The organism is Bradyrhizobium sp. 199 (assembly GCF_023073355.1).
Taxonomy (GTDB): domain Bacteria; phylum Pseudomonadota; class Alphaproteobacteria; order Rhizobiales; family Xanthobacteraceae; genus Bradyrhizobium.
In genome coordinates, this window is the sequence record NZ_JADPJI010000002.1 from 114,338 (window position 1) to 130,105 (window position 15,768).

Sequence of the window (15,768 nt, forward strand, 5' to 3'; positions counted from 1 at the left end):
TTTACCGCCCCAGCTCCGTCGCCCTCGCCACGCGATCGAACCGCTCCAGCGTCATGATCGCGTCCGCGAATTTTTCCGCGCGCGCGTTCAACACGGGCCGTGCCAGCGTCAGAAACTTTTGCTGCATCGCCTGCGCGTCCGGGAATGAGGTCGGCTCACCGGAGGGATCGGCATAGAGTCGCTCATGCACGCCATCGTCGGTGGTGATGCTGACGCGGGCACCAAAAGGATGCGTACGGCCGACTTCGAGCCGGTCGTCCTGCACCACGTCGAACTTGTCGGCGAGCGCGTCGATTGCGGTGTCGCCAAGGCGGCTGTAATCGTCCCAGCCGAATGAACCCTGGTCGAGCGCGAGCGCGCCGGTGAAGAACATCGAAAACTGGCCGCCGACGATCGAGGTCGGGTGCCGCTTGGTGGCGGCATCGCCCGTCAGCGTGATGCCGTTGCGGTGCAGTCCGATCTCGACGCGCTTGACCTGGTCAGGCGTCAGATTGTGCTCGCGCCGCATCGCGATCAGCGCGTCGATGGCGGCATGGGTGTAGCGGCAACTCGGATAAGGCTTTACGCCGATCTTCATGGTTTCGTAGCTCTTGCCGAGCTCGGCGACCGCCTTGCCCGGATGCGCGTCGTCGGTGTAGCCGGCGAGCAGCCCGTGCTTGCCCTCGACCGATTCCGTTGCGCCGACGAAATCGTTGCGCGCCAGCGTCGCGGCGATCACGCCGTTCATCGCGGCGGCGCCGACCTGGTAGCGCTTGTTCCAGGCGCCGTTGACCAGGAATTGCAGCGAGCCGGCGGCCTGGCTGCCGGAGACACCGAAGGCGGCGATGAGCTGCTGCTCGGAGAGGCCGAACAGTTTGCCGGCCGCCGCGGCCGCGCCATAGGTGCCGGCGGTCGCGGTCGGGTGGAAGCCGCGCGCATAATGCGAGGTCGGATCGAGCGCATTGCCGAGCCGGCAGCAGACCTCGTAACCCGCCACGATCGCGGTCAGCACGTCGCGCCCCGACGCGCCGACCATCTCGCCGACGGCGAAGGCGGCCGGAACCACCGGCGCACTCGGATGCAGCGAGGAATCGGCGTGGGTGTCGTCGAAATCGAGGGAATGGCCGAGCGCGCCGTTGAGCAGCGCGGCGACCGCAGGCGTCCAGGTCTTGGCATCGCCGAACACGGTGGATTCGCCCTTGGTGTCCAGCGCCAGTGCTTCCAGCATCTTCAGCATCGACGGGGTCGATTCCGCCTCGCGCCTCGCCCGGATCGCACTGCCGAGGAAGTCCAGCGTCAGCACTTTTGCGCGATCCAGCACTTCCGCCGGAATATCCTGGTAGTTCAGGTTAGCGACATAGGCGGCGAGCGTTGCGGTTTCGTGGGCCATCGTGTTTCCTCGTTTTGGCGCGCAAGTTAGGCGGGCTGATTTGGCCTTTCAAGCAGCCTTGCGGCCACGGGCATCAGCCATGCTTTTGCCTGGCCTTAAGAGGATCGGACTTCCAACCATGGCATTCGCAGGACAGGTGTGGGAGCGGATACGGTCGCGGCGAACGCAACTGGGGCTCGCGATCCGGGTTACGGTCGCTGCGACCGCGGCCTATGCGCTCGCCACCGCGCTGCATCTGCTGTTGCCGCTCTGGGCCGTCCTGACCTCGCTGATCGTGACCCAGATGAGCGTCGGCCGCTCGCTGAAGGCGACGCGCGACTATATGCTCGGCACCATCGGCGGCGCGATCTATGGCGGTGCCATCGCGATCCTGATCCCTTATTCCAGCGAAGCCGGGCTGCTGGGATTGCTGGTGCTGTCGGTCGCCCCGCTCGCCTTCATCGCCGCGATCAATCCAAGCTTGAGTGCGGCCACCGTGACCGCCGTGATCGTGCTGCTGGTTCCGACCATGCATCATTCCGACCCCATGACCTCGGCGATCGACCGCGTTAGCGAGGTCGCGGTGGGCGCGGTCACGGGCCTGCTGGTCTCGTTCCTGGTGCTGCCCTCGCGCGCGGCGCGGCAGATCCGTGCCAGCGCCGCGATCCTGCTCGAACTGATCGCAGATGCCTTCACCGAGCTGCTCGCGGGCCTCACCCGCGGCCGTGACAACGACGCGCTGCACCGGATCCAGGACGGCATCGGCACCGCGATGGTTGGTCTCAATGCGATCGGAACCGAGGCCGAGCGCGAGCGCGCCGCGCGGCTGTCGAGCGGTCCGGACACCGGTCCGCTGCTGCGAACCGTGCTGAGGCTGCGCCATGATGTCGTGATGATCGGCCGCGCCACCGTGGTGCCGCTGCCGATCGAGGTGCAAACGCGGCTCGCAGCTCCCCTGACGGAAGTCTCGACCGCGATCGCGCGCTTCCTGCGTTCGGCAGCTGGCGCCTTCCGCCAAGGCGCCGGCGCGCCGCCGATCCATCCCGTCCATGTCGCGCTTCAGCACTACGCCGAGGCGGTCGCCGCCGTCCGCCAGGATGGCCTGATCCGCGGTCATCCCGGCGACACCGCCGAGCGATTCTTCGCGCTCGGTTTCTCGCTGGAGCAGATGCACCAGAATCTCTGCGATCTCGATCGGGTCGTCGGCGAATGGTCGGAGGCTGCGGCGACCAAGCCGGCGCGTGTGGCGGAGTAGCCAAAACATGATCCGGAAAAGTGCGCAGCGGTTTTCCGAAAAGATCATGCTTGAACAACAACCTAAAGCGCGATGGCGAGTTATCCTAATCGCATCGCGCTTTTAAGGGGCCGGCTCGACGATGCGTCTCATCATGCTGCGGGCCACGAGCTTGTGGAAGGGCGTGATGAAAGCGAGATAGGTCCGGCCGAGCCGGTTGTGCGTCCGCACCAGCGTGGTCAAAGTCACCCGACGGCCTGCCGCATCGCCTGAAGCGTCGACCACGATGCGGAAATCGAGGTGAGAATCGTTGAAGCCGGCGACCAGCCGTTCCGGCGTTTCGCTCAGCACCGGAAACAGGCCGATCGATCCGCCCGGCGCCGGCGCGCCTTCACCCGACGTCTTCAGCCCGAACGGCCTTACCAGAATGTTGCGCAGGCGCAGCAGCCCATCGATCCAGCGCGGTCCGTGCAGCACCATCCGGGTGCAGGCCTCGCGGGCGTTCACTTGCGCAGTGCCGATCTCGACGCGAAACGCGTCGGCGAACTGCGCGCCTGCCAGCAGCGTATTGGCATCGACCTCGGGTGCGACTTCGCGGACGGTTCCGTTCATTCCGCCAATCTGCGCGTCAGCATCCGGAAGCGCAAGATCAGCAGCCCGGCATAGACGAACGTCCCGACCGAAAACCCGACCCAGACGCCGACCGCGCCAAGCCCCGCGTTGAAGGCCAGCACCCAGGCGATCGGAAAAGCGATGCCCCAATAGCCGATCGCGGCGAACAGCAGCGTCATCCTGGTGTCGTTCAGGCCGCGCAGCGCGCCGCCCATAATGGTCTGCAGGCCGTCAGCGATGAAGAAGGTGGCGCCGACCAGCAGCAACGTCGCAGTCAGCTCGATGGTGGCCGCGCTCTCGGCGCCGCTACCGAAGAACAGCCGGCCGAGCTGGTAGCGGCCGAGGATGATGACGATGGTCAGGGCGGAGACCAATCCGACGCCGAGCACGGCTGCGGCCAGCCCGGCGCGCTTCACGGCCGCCGGCTCGCCGCGGCCGAAGGCGTGGCCGACCCGCACCGTCGCCGCCATGCCGATGCCGAGCGGCACCATGAACAGCACGGCGGTGATCTGCAGCGCGATCTGATGCGCGGCAATAGCGGCGGTCGAGATCAATCCCATCAGCAGCGCGGCCGAGGAGAACAGGCCATATTCCAGCAGCAGCGAAAACGAGATCGGCGCGCCGATCGCGATCAGCTGGCGCATCAGAGGCCAGTCGATCCGCCAGAAGCGGGCGAGCGGGCGGTAGTCCGAAAGCGGTTTGCGCAGACCTGCGATCGCGAGCACCGCGACGAACGTGCCGAGGTTGACCATCGTCGTCGCAAGTCCCGCGCCGAACAGGCCCAGCTCCGGCAGGCCGAACAGGCCGTGGATCAGGGCATAGACCAGCGCGGCATTGACCGGGATCGCCGCCACCGTGATCCACAGCGGCGGCTGCGGCCGGTTCACCGCGCTCATCATGCTGCGCACCGCGATGAAGCCGAGTGCCGGCGCGATGCCCCAGGCGAGGCCATTCAGATAGCGTTGGGCAAGGCCGGCTGATTGCGGCGCCTGTCCGAGCGCGAGCAGGATCTGCTCGCCATAGAGCGGTGAGGCCATCATCGGCAGCGAGATCAGCAGCGCGGCCCATAGCCCGACACGCAAGGAGCGGCGGATCAGCCTGACGTCGCCGGCGCCGAAGGCCTGCGCGGCCAGCGGCGACACCGCGGCCATCAATCCGAGCCCGAAGGTGAAGCTGACGAAATAGACCGTATGCGCCAGCGCCGCAGCGGCCACGGCATCCTCGCCGAGCCGCCCGATCAGCGCGAGATCGGTCGTGATCATCGCGATCTGTCCGAGCTGCGTCAGCATCAAAGGCACGGCCAGCCGCAGCGTCTCGACGAACTCCTGCGCGAGATGGTTTTGCGGCATGCCGGTTTGCGGCTGCGAATGGTGTTGGACGGTATCGAGCATGGCTCTCCAATAGCATCGCAGGGCGACGAAACCATGGGTATTGTGTCCCGGACGCGCTGCAGCGCGAAGCGCTGCTGCGCTGAGCCGGGACCCCGAAAGTTGCGGTCTCAGGCCCCGTCCCATGGGCCCCGGCTCAGCAGCGCATCACTTGCGTGCTGCGCCGCGTCCGGGGCACGAGCCCTTGGGAGGCGCTAGCCCTTGCGCTCCGGCACGCGCTTGATCTTCGCGCCCAGCGCGTTGAGCCGCTCCTCGATGCGCTCGTAGCCGCGCTCGATCTGGTCGGCGTTGTTGATGGTGGAGGTGCCCTGGGCGCACACGGCCGCCAGCAGCATCGCCATGCCGGCGCGGATATCCGGCGAGGTCATGGTCGCGCCGTGCAGGCGGCTGGGCCCTGCGATGATCGCGCGGTGCGGGTCGCACAGCACGATGCGCGCGCCCATCGCGATCAGCTTGTCGACGAAGAACATCCTGGATTCGAACATCTTCTCGAACATCAGGATGACGCCCTCGCATTGCGTGGCGGTGACGATCGCGATCGACATCAGATCGGCCGGGAAGGCCGGCCAGGGCTGGTCTTCCAGCTTCGGCACGTGGCCGCCGAAATCGTCCTGGATCTTCAGGGTCTGGTTCGACGGCACGATGAGATCGTCGCCCTCGACGCGGCAGACGATGCCGAGCCGCTCGAATCCCATGCGGACCGAGCGCAGATGCTCGACGCCGGCGCGCGTGATGCGAAGCGGCGAGCGCGTCACCGCGGCAAGCCCGATCAGCGAGCCGACCTCGATGTGATCGGGCTGGATGCGATAGGTCGCCGACCCCAGCGTTGCCGGCCCATGCACGATCATGGTGTTGGTGCCGATGCCCTCGATCTTCGCGCCGAGCGCGACCAGGAAATTGGCGAGGTCCTGCACATGCGGCTCGGACGCCGCGTTGCGCAAATAGGTGACGCCGTCGGCCGCGACCGCCGCGACCAGCGCGTTCTCGGTCGCGGTGACGCTTGGCTCGTCCAGGAACACGTCGGCACCCGCGAGTTTTGGCGCGCGGAATTCGAGCCGGTCGGTCGCGGTGACTTTTGCGCCCAATTGCTCCAGCGCCAGTACATGCGTATCCAGCCGGCGGCGGCCGATGACGTCGCCGCCGGGCGGCGGCAGCATCACCTCGCCGCAGCGTGCGAGCAAGGGGCCCGCCAGCAGGATCGAAGCGCGGATGCGCACGCACAGATCGGGGTCGAGATCGGCGGCGCGGATGCTCTTGGCGTGGATGTGCAGCGTATTGCGGCCAGTCCATTCCGCCGACGCGCCGACCGAGCGGATCAATTCGACCAGCGTCTCGGTGTCGCGGATCCGCGGCACGTTCTCCAGCGTCACCGGATGCTCGGTGAGCAGGGCCGCCGCGATGATCGGCAGCGCCGAATTCTTGTTGCCGGACGGCTCGATCGAGCCCGAGAGCCGGTGACCGCCCTCGACGATATATTGGATGGGCGCCACTGAGATCTCTCGCTGTCCTGTTGGGTGGGCTGTTTCGGAGCGGAAACTACAGAGAATTGGACGCGGGAGCAATTGTGCTGCCGTATCAGGCCGTCAATCTGGAGCTTGTGGCAGGCGGCAGCCCTTAGAACAACCCGATGATGTTTCCCACCACATACAGGATCGCAATCAGGACCAGAGCGCCGATCATGACGAAGGAGATTTCGATCGCGATGGCGCCGGCGCCGAGCGCGGCGGCGACGGCGGCGAGGAGCCGTTCCTCCCTGAAGACCAGCGAGAGGACGGAGAGCAGGACGGCGAGCAGGCCGAGCGAGATCGCGGTGACTGACGCGATTTCGCTCCAGCTTCGCCCCGTGGATTTCTCGACCTTCGGGGCCTGATACTCCACGCCCTTTACCTTCGCGATGACGCGGTCCTTGATGCGATTTCCGGTGTCGACGATCACCTTATCTGCCGGCGGCGGGGGAAATACGATCGGCACGACCCAATGCGGCAGCACCGCCGCCATCAGCGCCAACACACCGACAATGCTGCCCACGATGCCGAGGCGCCGGGACGGCACGGTGGAACGGGTCATTGCGGATGCGGTCATGGCGTGAGGTTTCCCGGCCGGAATTGGCCAACGGGTTCATGCCACTTCGTCGCGTTGACGGGAGATGAGGTTCAGGGGGTTCTCACCTCTCCTACGGGAGAGGTGATCGGTGCGCGCGATCGGCACCGCCGAAGCAAACGCGCGCTAGATATCGATCGTCGCGCTCAGCGAATGTTCCTGGATGAAGTCGCGCCGCGGCTCGACCACGTCGCCCATCAGCTTGGTGAAGATGTCGTCGGCTTCGTCGACCTCCTTCACCTTCACCTGGAGCAGTGATCGCGCGTTGATATCCAGCGTCGTCTGCCAGAGCTGCTCCGGATTCATCTCGCCGAGACCTTTGTAGCGCTGCAGCGAGACGCCCTTGCGGCCGGCGTCGGTGACGGCTTCGAACAGATCGACCGGGCCGTACACCATGTGCTCGGCGTCCTTGCGCCGCAGCTTGCCCGGGCGGGCATAAACGTCCTGGAGCTTGATCGTGTACTCATCGAGCTTGCGGGCTTCGACGGAGCCTAGGAACGCGTCATCGATGAGGGCGACGTCCTTGACGCCGCGCACCGTGCGCTCGAACTGGAAACCATGGCCTTCGACGTATTGACCGATCCAGCCGCGCTCGACGTCGTCGGCGAGCGTGTCGAGGCGGGCGGCGATGTATTGCGCGGCCCCGGCGGCCTTTTCCGGATCGCCGTAGATCGCCTTGTTTAGCACGCCGGTGATGGCGGCCTGCTCGATCACCTTGCGATTGTAGCGGGTGTGCAGGCTGCGCAGGATGCCGCGGACGGCGCGGGCGTCGTCGACCAGCGAGCGCAGGTCGCGGCCGGTGCGATCGCCGCCGGTGCCGGGGATATAGACGCAATCGTCGAGCCCGGTATCGATCAGATAATCTTCCAGCGCGCGCTCGTCCTTCAGATATTGCTCGGACTTGCCGCGGTTGACCTTATAGAGCGGCGGCTGGGCGATATAGAGATAGCCGCCGTCGATGATGTCGCGCATCTGGCGATAGAAGAAGGTCAAGAGCAGCGTGCGGATGTGGGCGCCGTCAACGTCGGCGTCCGTCATCACGATGATCTTGTGATAGCGCAGCTTCTCGATCGAGAACTCGTCGCTGATGCCGGTGCCAAGCGCGGTGATCAGCGTGCCGATCTGCTCGCTGTGCAGCATCTTGTCCGGACGCACGCGTTCGACATTGAGGATCTTGCCGCGCAGCGGCAGCACGGCCTGGAATTCGCGGTTGCGGCCCTGCTTGGCGCTGCCGCCTGCCGAGTCGCCCTCGACGATGAAGAGCTCGGACTTGGCCGGGTCCTTTTCCTGGCAGTCGGCGAGCTTGCCCGGCAGCGAGGAGACCGAGAGCGGGCTCTTGCGCGTCAGCTCGCGGGCTTTTCGCGCGGCTTCGCGGGCGGCGGCGGCCTGGATCACCTTGCCGACGATCATCCTGGCTTCGGAGGGATGCTCCTCGAACCAGGCCTGGAGCGCCTCGTTGAGGACGTTCTCGACCACGGGACGCACTTCCGAGGACACCAGCTTGTCCTTGGTCTGGGACGAGAACTTCGGATCCGGCACCTTCACCGACAGGACGGCGGTGAGGCCTTCGCGGCAATCGTCGCCGGTCAGCGCGATCCTTTCCTTTTTCGCATTGGCCTCGGCATAGCCGTTGACCTGACGCGTCAGCGCGCCGCGGAAGCCGGCCAGATGAGTGCCGCCGTCACGCTGCGGGATGTTGTTGGTGAAGCACAGCACGTTCTCGTGGTAGCTGTCGTTCCACCACAAAGCCGCCTCGACGCCGATGCCGTTGGCTTCCGCGCGCACCATGATCGGCGCCGGCACGATGGGCTTCTTGTTGCGGTCGAGATATTTGACGAATTCCTCGACGCCGCCGGAATAATGCATCTCCTCGCGCTTCTCGACCGCGTGACGCATGTCGGAGAGGGCGATGTTGACGCCGGAATTGAGGAAGGCGAGCTCGCGCAGGCGGTGCTCGAGCGTGGCGAAATCATATTCGATGTTCTTGAAGGTCTCGCCCGAGGCCAGGAACGTGACCTCGGTGCCGCGCTTGCCCGGCGCGTCGCCGACGACCTTGAGCGGCGCCACGGCATCGCCATGGGCGAACTCGATGGTGTGCTCCTTGTCGTCGCGCCAGATGCGCAGCACGAGCTTGCTCGACAGCGCATTGACGACGGAGACGCCGACGCCGTGCAGGCCGCCGGAAACCTTGTAGGAGTTCTGGTCAAATTTTCCGCCGGCATGGAGCTGGGTCATGATGACCTCGGCCGCCGAGATACCTTCGCCCTTGTGGATGTCGACAGGGATGCCGCGGCCGTCGTCGCGCACGGTGACGGAATTGTCGGCGTTGAGCACGACATCGACGCGCGTGGCGTGGCCCGCGAGCGCTTCGTCGATCGCGTTGTCGACGACCTCGTAGACCATGTGGTGCAGGCCCGAGCCGTCGTCGGTATCGCCGATATACATGCCCGGGCGCTTGCGGACGGCGTCGAGACCCTTGAGCACGCGGATCGATTCCGCACCGTATTCGCTCGGATTGGAGGGCTCGTTTTCGGCAGCGGGCTGCCGAGCAGGTTCTGTCATGAGAGGCCTTCGAATGTCGCCCGAATCAGCGGCGCAAAAGGCGCTGATTTGCAGGCTGTTTGTGCCATGAAAGAGGGTTTGCGCCTAGCGCAAAGTATCCTCCGGCAACCCTTTGAGCAGATAGGGTTTTTCGGCGACTTTTCAAGGCTTTTGAAAGCCGGTTCCTAGGCTTGCAAAAAGTGCGATTCGAGGACGCGTTTTGGGTCTCGAAAGGCGTGGATTTTTCATGTTCAGGAAGGCTGGTTTCGGGCGCCTTGGGCGGCATTCACAGGTCGTCGTCACGCCCTTGTCGCGGGCATCCACGCCTTTGCCGCCGTGGGGGAGAAGGCGTGGATGGCCGGGACGAGTGTTTAGCCCGGCCATGACGACGTGAGGCATTCGCGGTCGGCCAACACGCTACGCGCGCCGAAAGGCATCGCGGCCTCAATACATCTGAAGCGGCAGCACGTCGCCGCCGGGGCCCACCAGAAGGCCCCAGGCCTCGCCGGCGGCAACAGTCAGGGCCTCAGTGCGGGCGGGCTGCCCGGGCATGCGCAGCGCGTACTGGTACTTGCCCGGCGGCAGATCGAGCATCGGTCCCTTCGGCGATTGCGGGCCGCCGGCGCCGGCCGCGATCTTGACCGTCTGCTTGTTGATCGTCAGCGAGGCCTCGCTCGGTCCCATATTTCCGAGCATGAGCTTCGCCTGTCCCGCCTTTGGCATGATGCCGGTCTTGGCTGCCGCATCGGAATTCTTCTGCGCCAGATGGACAGTGGTCTCGCCTTTGGTGCGGCCGAGTTTGAGCACGGCCGGGCCCTGCGGTGAGGTGAAGTCGATTTGTGCGCGATCTGCGGACATAGCTGCGCCGTCGCTCTTTTCCTGCCAGCCGAGCTTGGCCAACTCCGCTCGATAAAAGGCGAGGACATCCTGGAGCGGTGCCGGGACGCTGGCTCGCAGCTCGCGGCGGAGTGGAGCCTCTCCGCCGGGTATCTTCGTGGTCTCAAACGATTTCGACGAATGCTGCGTCGGAACGGGCAGTTGGGAGTCAGGATCTGGCTTGAGCGGTTCGGAGGACTTGGCCTGTCCTTCCGCCTCCGTGCTGGCCTCAGGCTTGGCCCCAGCCATCACGAGGCCCGATCCGTCGGCGCGAACATTCACCTTCGGACCCATCTGCATCACGGTCATCGAGATCGACTTGCCGCCCTTGGAGAACGCCATCACCGCCATGTTGGGCTGCTTGATGACGGAGGGCTGCTCCTTCCAGCCCGATCCCTTCAGCGCCGAGCGATAGAAGCTGCTGAGTGCCTTCACGCTCGATGTCGAGGAGAATTCCAGCTGGCCGTCACCACCTTCGAACTTCACGTCTTCGGCGCCTTCGGGCAGCGGCACCGGCGTCTTGCTGTCGGCGAGCGCAGTGAGCGGCGCGTCCGACAGCGCGGCGGCCTGCGACTTCCGCCTGGCCTCATCGGCAGCGATGAGCTGCTGAGCCGCACCCAGGGCATCGCCCAGGAACCTGTCGTCGGCCTCCTTCTTCGCCTTGGCGCGGGCCGCAAGCGCTGATTCCTTCACCTGCGCGATCAGGCTGATCATGGTGAAATCATATTTGCGGCCGAGCCGCAGCACGCCGGTTTCCTCGGCGGAAGAGATCTTGATCGCGACCTCGTCGCCGGGCGCAAGCGGCGCGTTTCCGTCTTCCTGCCAGCCGCGCGCGGCGAGCTCGCGATGATAGAAGGCGAGCACGGCCGGCAGCTCGGCCATCGCGGCGGCGCTGATCTCGCGCTTGTTGGAGCTTGCGCTGCCGAGGCCTCGCGCCGATTTGGTCGGCTTGGGCCGTGGCAGCCCGGCCATGTCATCATCGGCCTCGAGCTCCTGGGGCAGCGCGAACGGCGCCACCTTGATCTCGACATTGGTGCGGCCATCGTCGCGGCGGATCAAAGTCAGCATCACCGGCTTCTGCTTGTAGAACTGCGTCGTGTCGCCATCGGGATGATCGTAGAACGCGCGCATGCCGTTCAGGACGATCTCGTTGAGATCGGCATTCGGCCAGCGCGAGGCTGTCTGGGGCGTCAGCTTGCGCCATCCCATCGCAACCATGTCCTTCGCAAAGAACTCCGCGGTCGCATCGAGCGCGCCGGGCGCGATGCAGCCGAGATAGGGCCTTGTGCCATCGAACACGAGGTCGCTCGCGGCGTCGGGAAACGGCACGTTCGAATAGATCCGGTCGGTCGTGTAATAGACCACGGACTGGTCCGGGCGGCCGAGCGCCTGCGTGAAGTGAACCGAAAGCCCCTGCCGCCCCTTCTTGAATTTCAGCGCGGTGCCCCTCTCCTCCAGCGGCAGGACGTAGGGCACCCAGCCTTCGGCGCTCAGGAGTTTGCGCACGGCCTGCGACGTCGCGCCTTGGGGCGTCGGCACACGATATTCGAGGCGGTAGGGATCGGGACGCGTGGTGTCCTCCACCGCGCCCTCGAGCCGTGGCAGCGCGTGGACGTCGACGATGCCTTCGTCTGCGGCGCCCGCCGGACGCGAGGTGCTCGCCATCGCGAGAATGCCGCAGGCAAGCAGCAGCCATCTTGCCGGGACTTGCGCCCCGCGCTGGATCATCGGCATCGTCAAAACTCCTGGATGTCGCGCGGTCGTCCTGCCCTCGCGCATGGCAGGCTGCGGCGCCGTCGGCGCGCGGCCTCAGACGAGAAGTCGCGTTGGGAACCGGAGAGGTTCAACAGGAGCGTTCTGCTCGGCGCCAGGGCCTGAAAAGGGGCGGGGGCTCAGTACAGCTGCAGCGGCGGCCACGCGTCACCATCGCGCCCGACCGTGAGCTCCCAGGTATCGCCGGCTGTGACCGTGAGAATGTCCTTGGTGGCTGGATAGCCCGGCACGCCCAGTCTGTAGGGGTATTTGCCGGGCACGAGGTCCAGCGCGACCGCGTTCGCGCCGGCCCGGCGCGGGATGGTTTGCCCGTGGATCTCGAGCACGGCTTCCTTGTCGCCGGTGTTGCTGAACACCAGCTTCGCCTGGCCGGGCTCGGGCAGGACGTTCGCTCTGGTCGCCATCTGCGCGTTCTTCTGCACGAGATGGACCGATGTGCCGGACTCCTTGCGGTCGAGTTTCAACGCCGCGGGCCCCAGCGGCGAGATGAAGGCGAGCTGGACGTGGTCGGCGCCGATCATCGCGTGATCATGCTGTTCCTGCCAGCCGAGCTTTCGCAGCTCGGTGCGATAGAAGGCGAGGACGTCCCCCAGCGCTGCGGGCACGGTGGCTTCCAGCCTGACGCGGAGCGGCGCTTCGACGCCCCGCATCAGGGTGGTGTGGATTCCTCTGTGATTGTAGCGGGTCGGCGCTGGCAGCACTGCATCGGAGTCCAGCGTGAGCGTCGTCGGAAACAGATGCGGCAGCGAGGCGCCGGCGCTGGCCGCGAGCAGGCACGTCGCAAGCAGGACGAGGCTGTATGCAAACATCCGCCATCGTGCCGGGGCTCGCGCCCCATGCCTCACCACCGTCATGCTCATGCTCCAAGAATATCGCGCGTGCCAAAATTCGGCGCGATGGCCGCTGCCGGCGGCCTCAAGCAGCTAGTCGCTGACGAAACCGAGCGGGTTCAACCCGTCGGCCTACCTTCGGGCCGAGACCTGTCCGCTCTCGACGTCGAAGACTTCGCCTCCGGGGCCGATCTCGGCGAACGCCGCCGGGTCCGCACCGGTCAGCCAGACCTGCGCGCCGAGCTTCTTCAACTCGTCGAACAGCGCGGCGCGGCGGTTCGGATCGAGATGCGCGACGACCTCGTCGAGCAGCAGCAGCGGCACGATGCCGGTCATTTCCGCCACCAGCGTCGCATGCGCCAGCACCAGGCCGATCAGCAGCGCCTTCTGCTCGCCGGTCGAGGCGTCGCGCGCCGGCATGCTTTTGGGCGCATAGATCACCTGGAGATCGGTGAGATGCGGGCCGTCGGTGGTGCGGCCGGCGATGGCATCGCGCGGGCGGTTGTCGCGCAGGATCTGCCGGTAGCGGTCCTCGACCGACGTCGCGGTCTCCTGGAGCAGCGCATTCTCCATCCAGCCGTCGAGCGCGATTTGCGCTGAGGGAAAGGCGGAGGCCTGCGCGCGCGCGTTGAGCATGCCCGTGAGCCTCGCTGCGGTCTGGCCGCGCGTTGCCGCGACCGCGACCGCGAGCTCCGCGGTTTCGCGCTCGATCGCGTCACACCAATGGTCGTCATAATTGCGGGTTTCGAGCAGGCGGTTGCGCGAGCGCAGAGAGCGTTCCAGCGCGGAGATGCGGCCGGAATGATCGCTGTCGATGGCGAGCACCAGGCGGTCGAAGAAGCGCCGCCGCTCGGAGCCGGCGCCCATGAACAGCCCATCCATTGCGGGCGTCAACCACACCATGCGGATGTGGTCGCCAAAGGCGGTGGCCGAATTGACCGGCTCGCGGTCGATGCGGCAGCGCCGGCTCGCCGTGCTGTCGGGCCGCGGCGCATCGATGCCGGTGCCGAGCGTCGCCAGTCCCAGCGCGCCCTCGACCTGCGCCGACACCGCCCAGGAGCCGTCGCCCTGGTTGTCGGCGACATCTTCCAGCGTGGCGCGCCGCAGGCCGCGTCCCGGCGACAGAAACGAGATCGCCTCGATGCAATTGGTCTTGCCCGCCCCGTTAGGCCCCACCAACGCCACCATGTCAGCCGACGTCTCGAGCCCCGCCGCCCGATAATTGCGAAAATGCGTCAGCGTCAGGCGATGAATGCGGGAGGGTGTCATATCACTCTGTCATTGCCGGGCTTGGCTTTCCCTCCCCCCTTGTGGGGGAGGGTGGCGCCTCACGAAGTGAGGCGACGGGTGAGGGGTATCTTACCGCCCGGCGAGCTTTGCAAGGACGTCTTCCAACACAGAAGTGGGCTGCTGTAGGACGTCATTGTTCCAATAACGCGCAATGGCAAAGCCTTCAGCGGAGAAGGCTGCGTCACGAGCGACATCGCGTTGTGACTCTGCGTGTTGGCTGCCGTCGGCCGCGATCACAAGGCGCTTCTCAAAACAGACGAAGTCGAGAATGAAACTCTTGAACGGGGCCTGCCGGCGAAATTTGACTGCGGACAATCGACGCTCTCTGAGCAGCCGCCACATCGCAGCTTCCGCATCAGTCGGCTCATGCCGCATGTTCTTTGCAAATTGGCGGAGATGTTTGGGAACTGGCCGATGGGACGGCTCCTGCGGCACTAACCCCTCACCCTATCGCGCTTGCGTCGACCGGCGGAGTAGCCCTCTCCCACAAGGGGAGAGGGCGCAGCAATGCGCATCGCGCTTGCTTCCAAAAGCAGGGTGCGCGTGGCGTAGAGCCACTTTTCTCACACCCGCATCGGCATCAGCACGTACAGGGCGCTCTTGTCGTCGCGGTCTTGCACCAGGGTGGGTGAACCGGGGTCGGCGAGCCTGAGGGTTGCGACGTCGCCTTCGATCTGGGCGGCGATGTCGAGCAGATAGCGGGAGTTGAAGCCGATATCGAGTGCGTCGGAGGCGTATTCGACTTCGAGCTCTTCGGTGGCGCTGCCGGAATCCGGATTGGTCACCGACAGCACCAGCTTGCCGGGCGCCAGCGACAGCTTCACCGCGCGGCCACGCTCGCTCGAAATCGTCGACACGCGGTCGACCGCGTTCTCGAAATCCTTCTTGTCGACCACGAGCTCCTTGTCATTGCCTTGCGGGATGACGCGGCCATAGTCGGGGAAGGTGCCGTCGATCAGTTTCGAGGTCAGCACGACGTTGCCGATCGTAAAGCGGATCTTGGCCTGCGACAGCTCGATCGTCATCTCGGCTTCGGTGTCCTCGATCAGGCGCTGCACCTCGCCGACGGTCTTGCGCGGCACGATCACGCCGGGCATGCCCTCGGCGCCCTTGGGCTGCACCAGATCGAGCTGGGCGAGGCGGTGACCGTCGGTGGCGACGCCGCGCAGGGTTGCGGCCTTAGGCGTGCCGGCGGCGTGCAGATAGATGCCGTTGAGGTAATACCGCGTCTCCTCGGTGGAGATCGCGAACTGGGTGCGGTCGATCAGCCGCTTGACGTCCTTGGCGGCGAGCGAGAAGGAATGCGACATGTCGCCGGCGGCCAGATCCGGGAAATCATTCTCCGGCAGGGTCTGTAGCGTGAAGCGGGAGCGGCCGGCGCGGATCGCCAGCACGGCGCGGTCGCCGTCGGCCTCCAGCACGATCTGCGAACCATCCGGCAGCTTGCGCACGATGTCGTAGAACATGTGCGCCGGCACGGTGGTGGAGCCCGCGGTCGCGGTTTCCGCCGGCAGCGTCTCGGTCACCTCGAGGTCGAGGTCGGTCGCCTTCAGCGACAATTTGGCGTTCTCGGCGCGGACCAGCACGTTGCCGAGGATCGGAATCGTGTTGCGGCGCTCGACCACGCGGTGGACGTGGCCCAGCGACTTCAGGAGTTGCGCGCGTTCGACCGTAACCTTCATTGCACTACTCGCCCGATCCCCAAGGAAACACAACGTTTAGAAGGCCGGGCGGCGGGACGCGCACCACGGCACCGAAGACCCCGGAAAGCCGGAT

12 protein-coding genes are annotated in these 15,768 nt (G+C 65.9%); 1 reads left to right on the forward strand and 11 read right to left on the reverse strand.

Annotated features, from left to right (window positions below):
* Position 1: 1 nt before the first annotated feature.
* A complete protein-coding gene (locus IVB28_RS00535) occupies positions 2-1,369 on the reverse strand; it encodes an MmgE/PrpD family protein (RefSeq protein WP_247524122.1) in 1,368 nt (455 codons plus the stop codon).
* A gap of 118 nt (positions 1,370-1,487) precedes the next feature.
* Here IVB28_RS00535 and IVB28_RS00540 point away from each other — a divergent pair, with 118 nt between their 5' ends.
* On the forward strand, positions 1,488-2,603 hold the full coding sequence (locus IVB28_RS00540; protein WP_247524123.1) for an FUSC family protein: 1,116 nt from the start codon (positions 1,488-1,490) through the stop codon (positions 2,601-2,603).
* A gap of 102 nt (positions 2,604-2,705) precedes the next feature.
* Here the strand turns inward: IVB28_RS00540 and IVB28_RS00545 are convergent, their stop codons facing one another.
* The 10 genes from IVB28_RS00545 to dnaN form a co-directional block, all read right to left on the reverse strand.
* On the reverse strand, positions 2,706-3,194 hold the full coding sequence (locus IVB28_RS00545; protein ID WP_247524124.1) for a DUF2867 domain-containing protein: 489 nt from the start codon (positions 3,192-3,194) through the stop codon (positions 2,706-2,708).
* A complete protein-coding gene (locus IVB28_RS00550; protein ID WP_247524125.1) occupies positions 3,191-4,585 on the reverse strand; it encodes an MATE family efflux transporter in 1,395 nt (464 codons plus the stop codon). Before IVB28_RS00550 ends, IVB28_RS00545 begins: the two co-directional genes overlap by 4 nt.
* Positions 4,586-4,776: 191 nt before the next feature.
* Positions 4,777-6,072, reverse strand: coding sequence for a UDP-N-acetylglucosamine 1-carboxyvinyltransferase (murA, locus tag IVB28_RS00555; RefSeq protein WP_247524126.1), 1,296 nt, complete (start codon positions 6,070-6,072; stop codon positions 4,777-4,779).
* Between the two features lie 124 nt (positions 6,073-6,196).
* Entirely contained in the window at positions 6,197-6,664 is a 468-nt protein-coding gene (locus IVB28_RS00560; RefSeq protein ID WP_247524127.1) for a hypothetical protein, read from the reverse strand.
* Positions 6,665-6,808: 144 nt separating this feature from the next.
* On the reverse strand, positions 6,809-9,244 hold the full coding sequence (gene gyrB / locus IVB28_RS00565) for a DNA topoisomerase (ATP-hydrolyzing) subunit B (protein WP_247524128.1): 2,436 nt from the start codon (positions 9,242-9,244) through the stop codon (positions 6,809-6,811).
* 423 nt (positions 9,245-9,667) lie between these two features.
* Positions 9,668-11,833, reverse strand: coding sequence for a hypothetical protein (locus IVB28_RS00570; protein ID WP_247524129.1), 2,166 nt, complete (start codon positions 11,831-11,833; stop codon positions 9,668-9,670).
* 158 nt (positions 11,834-11,991) lie between these two features.
* Positions 11,992-12,681 carry a hypothetical protein gene (locus IVB28_RS00575; protein WP_247524130.1) on the reverse strand — a complete coding sequence of 230 codons (690 nt, stop codon included), beginning with the start codon at positions 12,679-12,681 and terminating at the stop codon, positions 11,992-11,994.
* Positions 12,682-12,834: 153 nt separating this feature from the next.
* Positions 12,835-13,971, reverse strand: coding sequence for a DNA replication/repair protein RecF (recF, locus tag IVB28_RS00580; RefSeq protein WP_247524131.1), 1,137 nt, complete (start codon positions 13,969-13,971; stop codon positions 12,835-12,837).
* Positions 13,972-14,061: 90 nt separating this feature from the next.
* Positions 14,062-14,427, reverse strand: a complete 366-nt coding sequence (locus IVB28_RS00585; protein ID WP_247524132.1) for a DUF559 domain-containing protein — start codon at positions 14,425-14,427, stop codon at positions 14,062-14,064.
* Positions 14,428-14,555: 128 nt separating this feature from the next.
* Positions 14,556-15,674, reverse strand: a complete 1,119-nt coding sequence (dnaN, locus tag IVB28_RS00590) for a DNA polymerase III subunit beta (RefSeq protein ID WP_247524133.1) — start codon at positions 15,672-15,674, stop codon at positions 14,556-14,558.
* Positions 15,675-15,768: the final 94 nt, after the last annotated feature.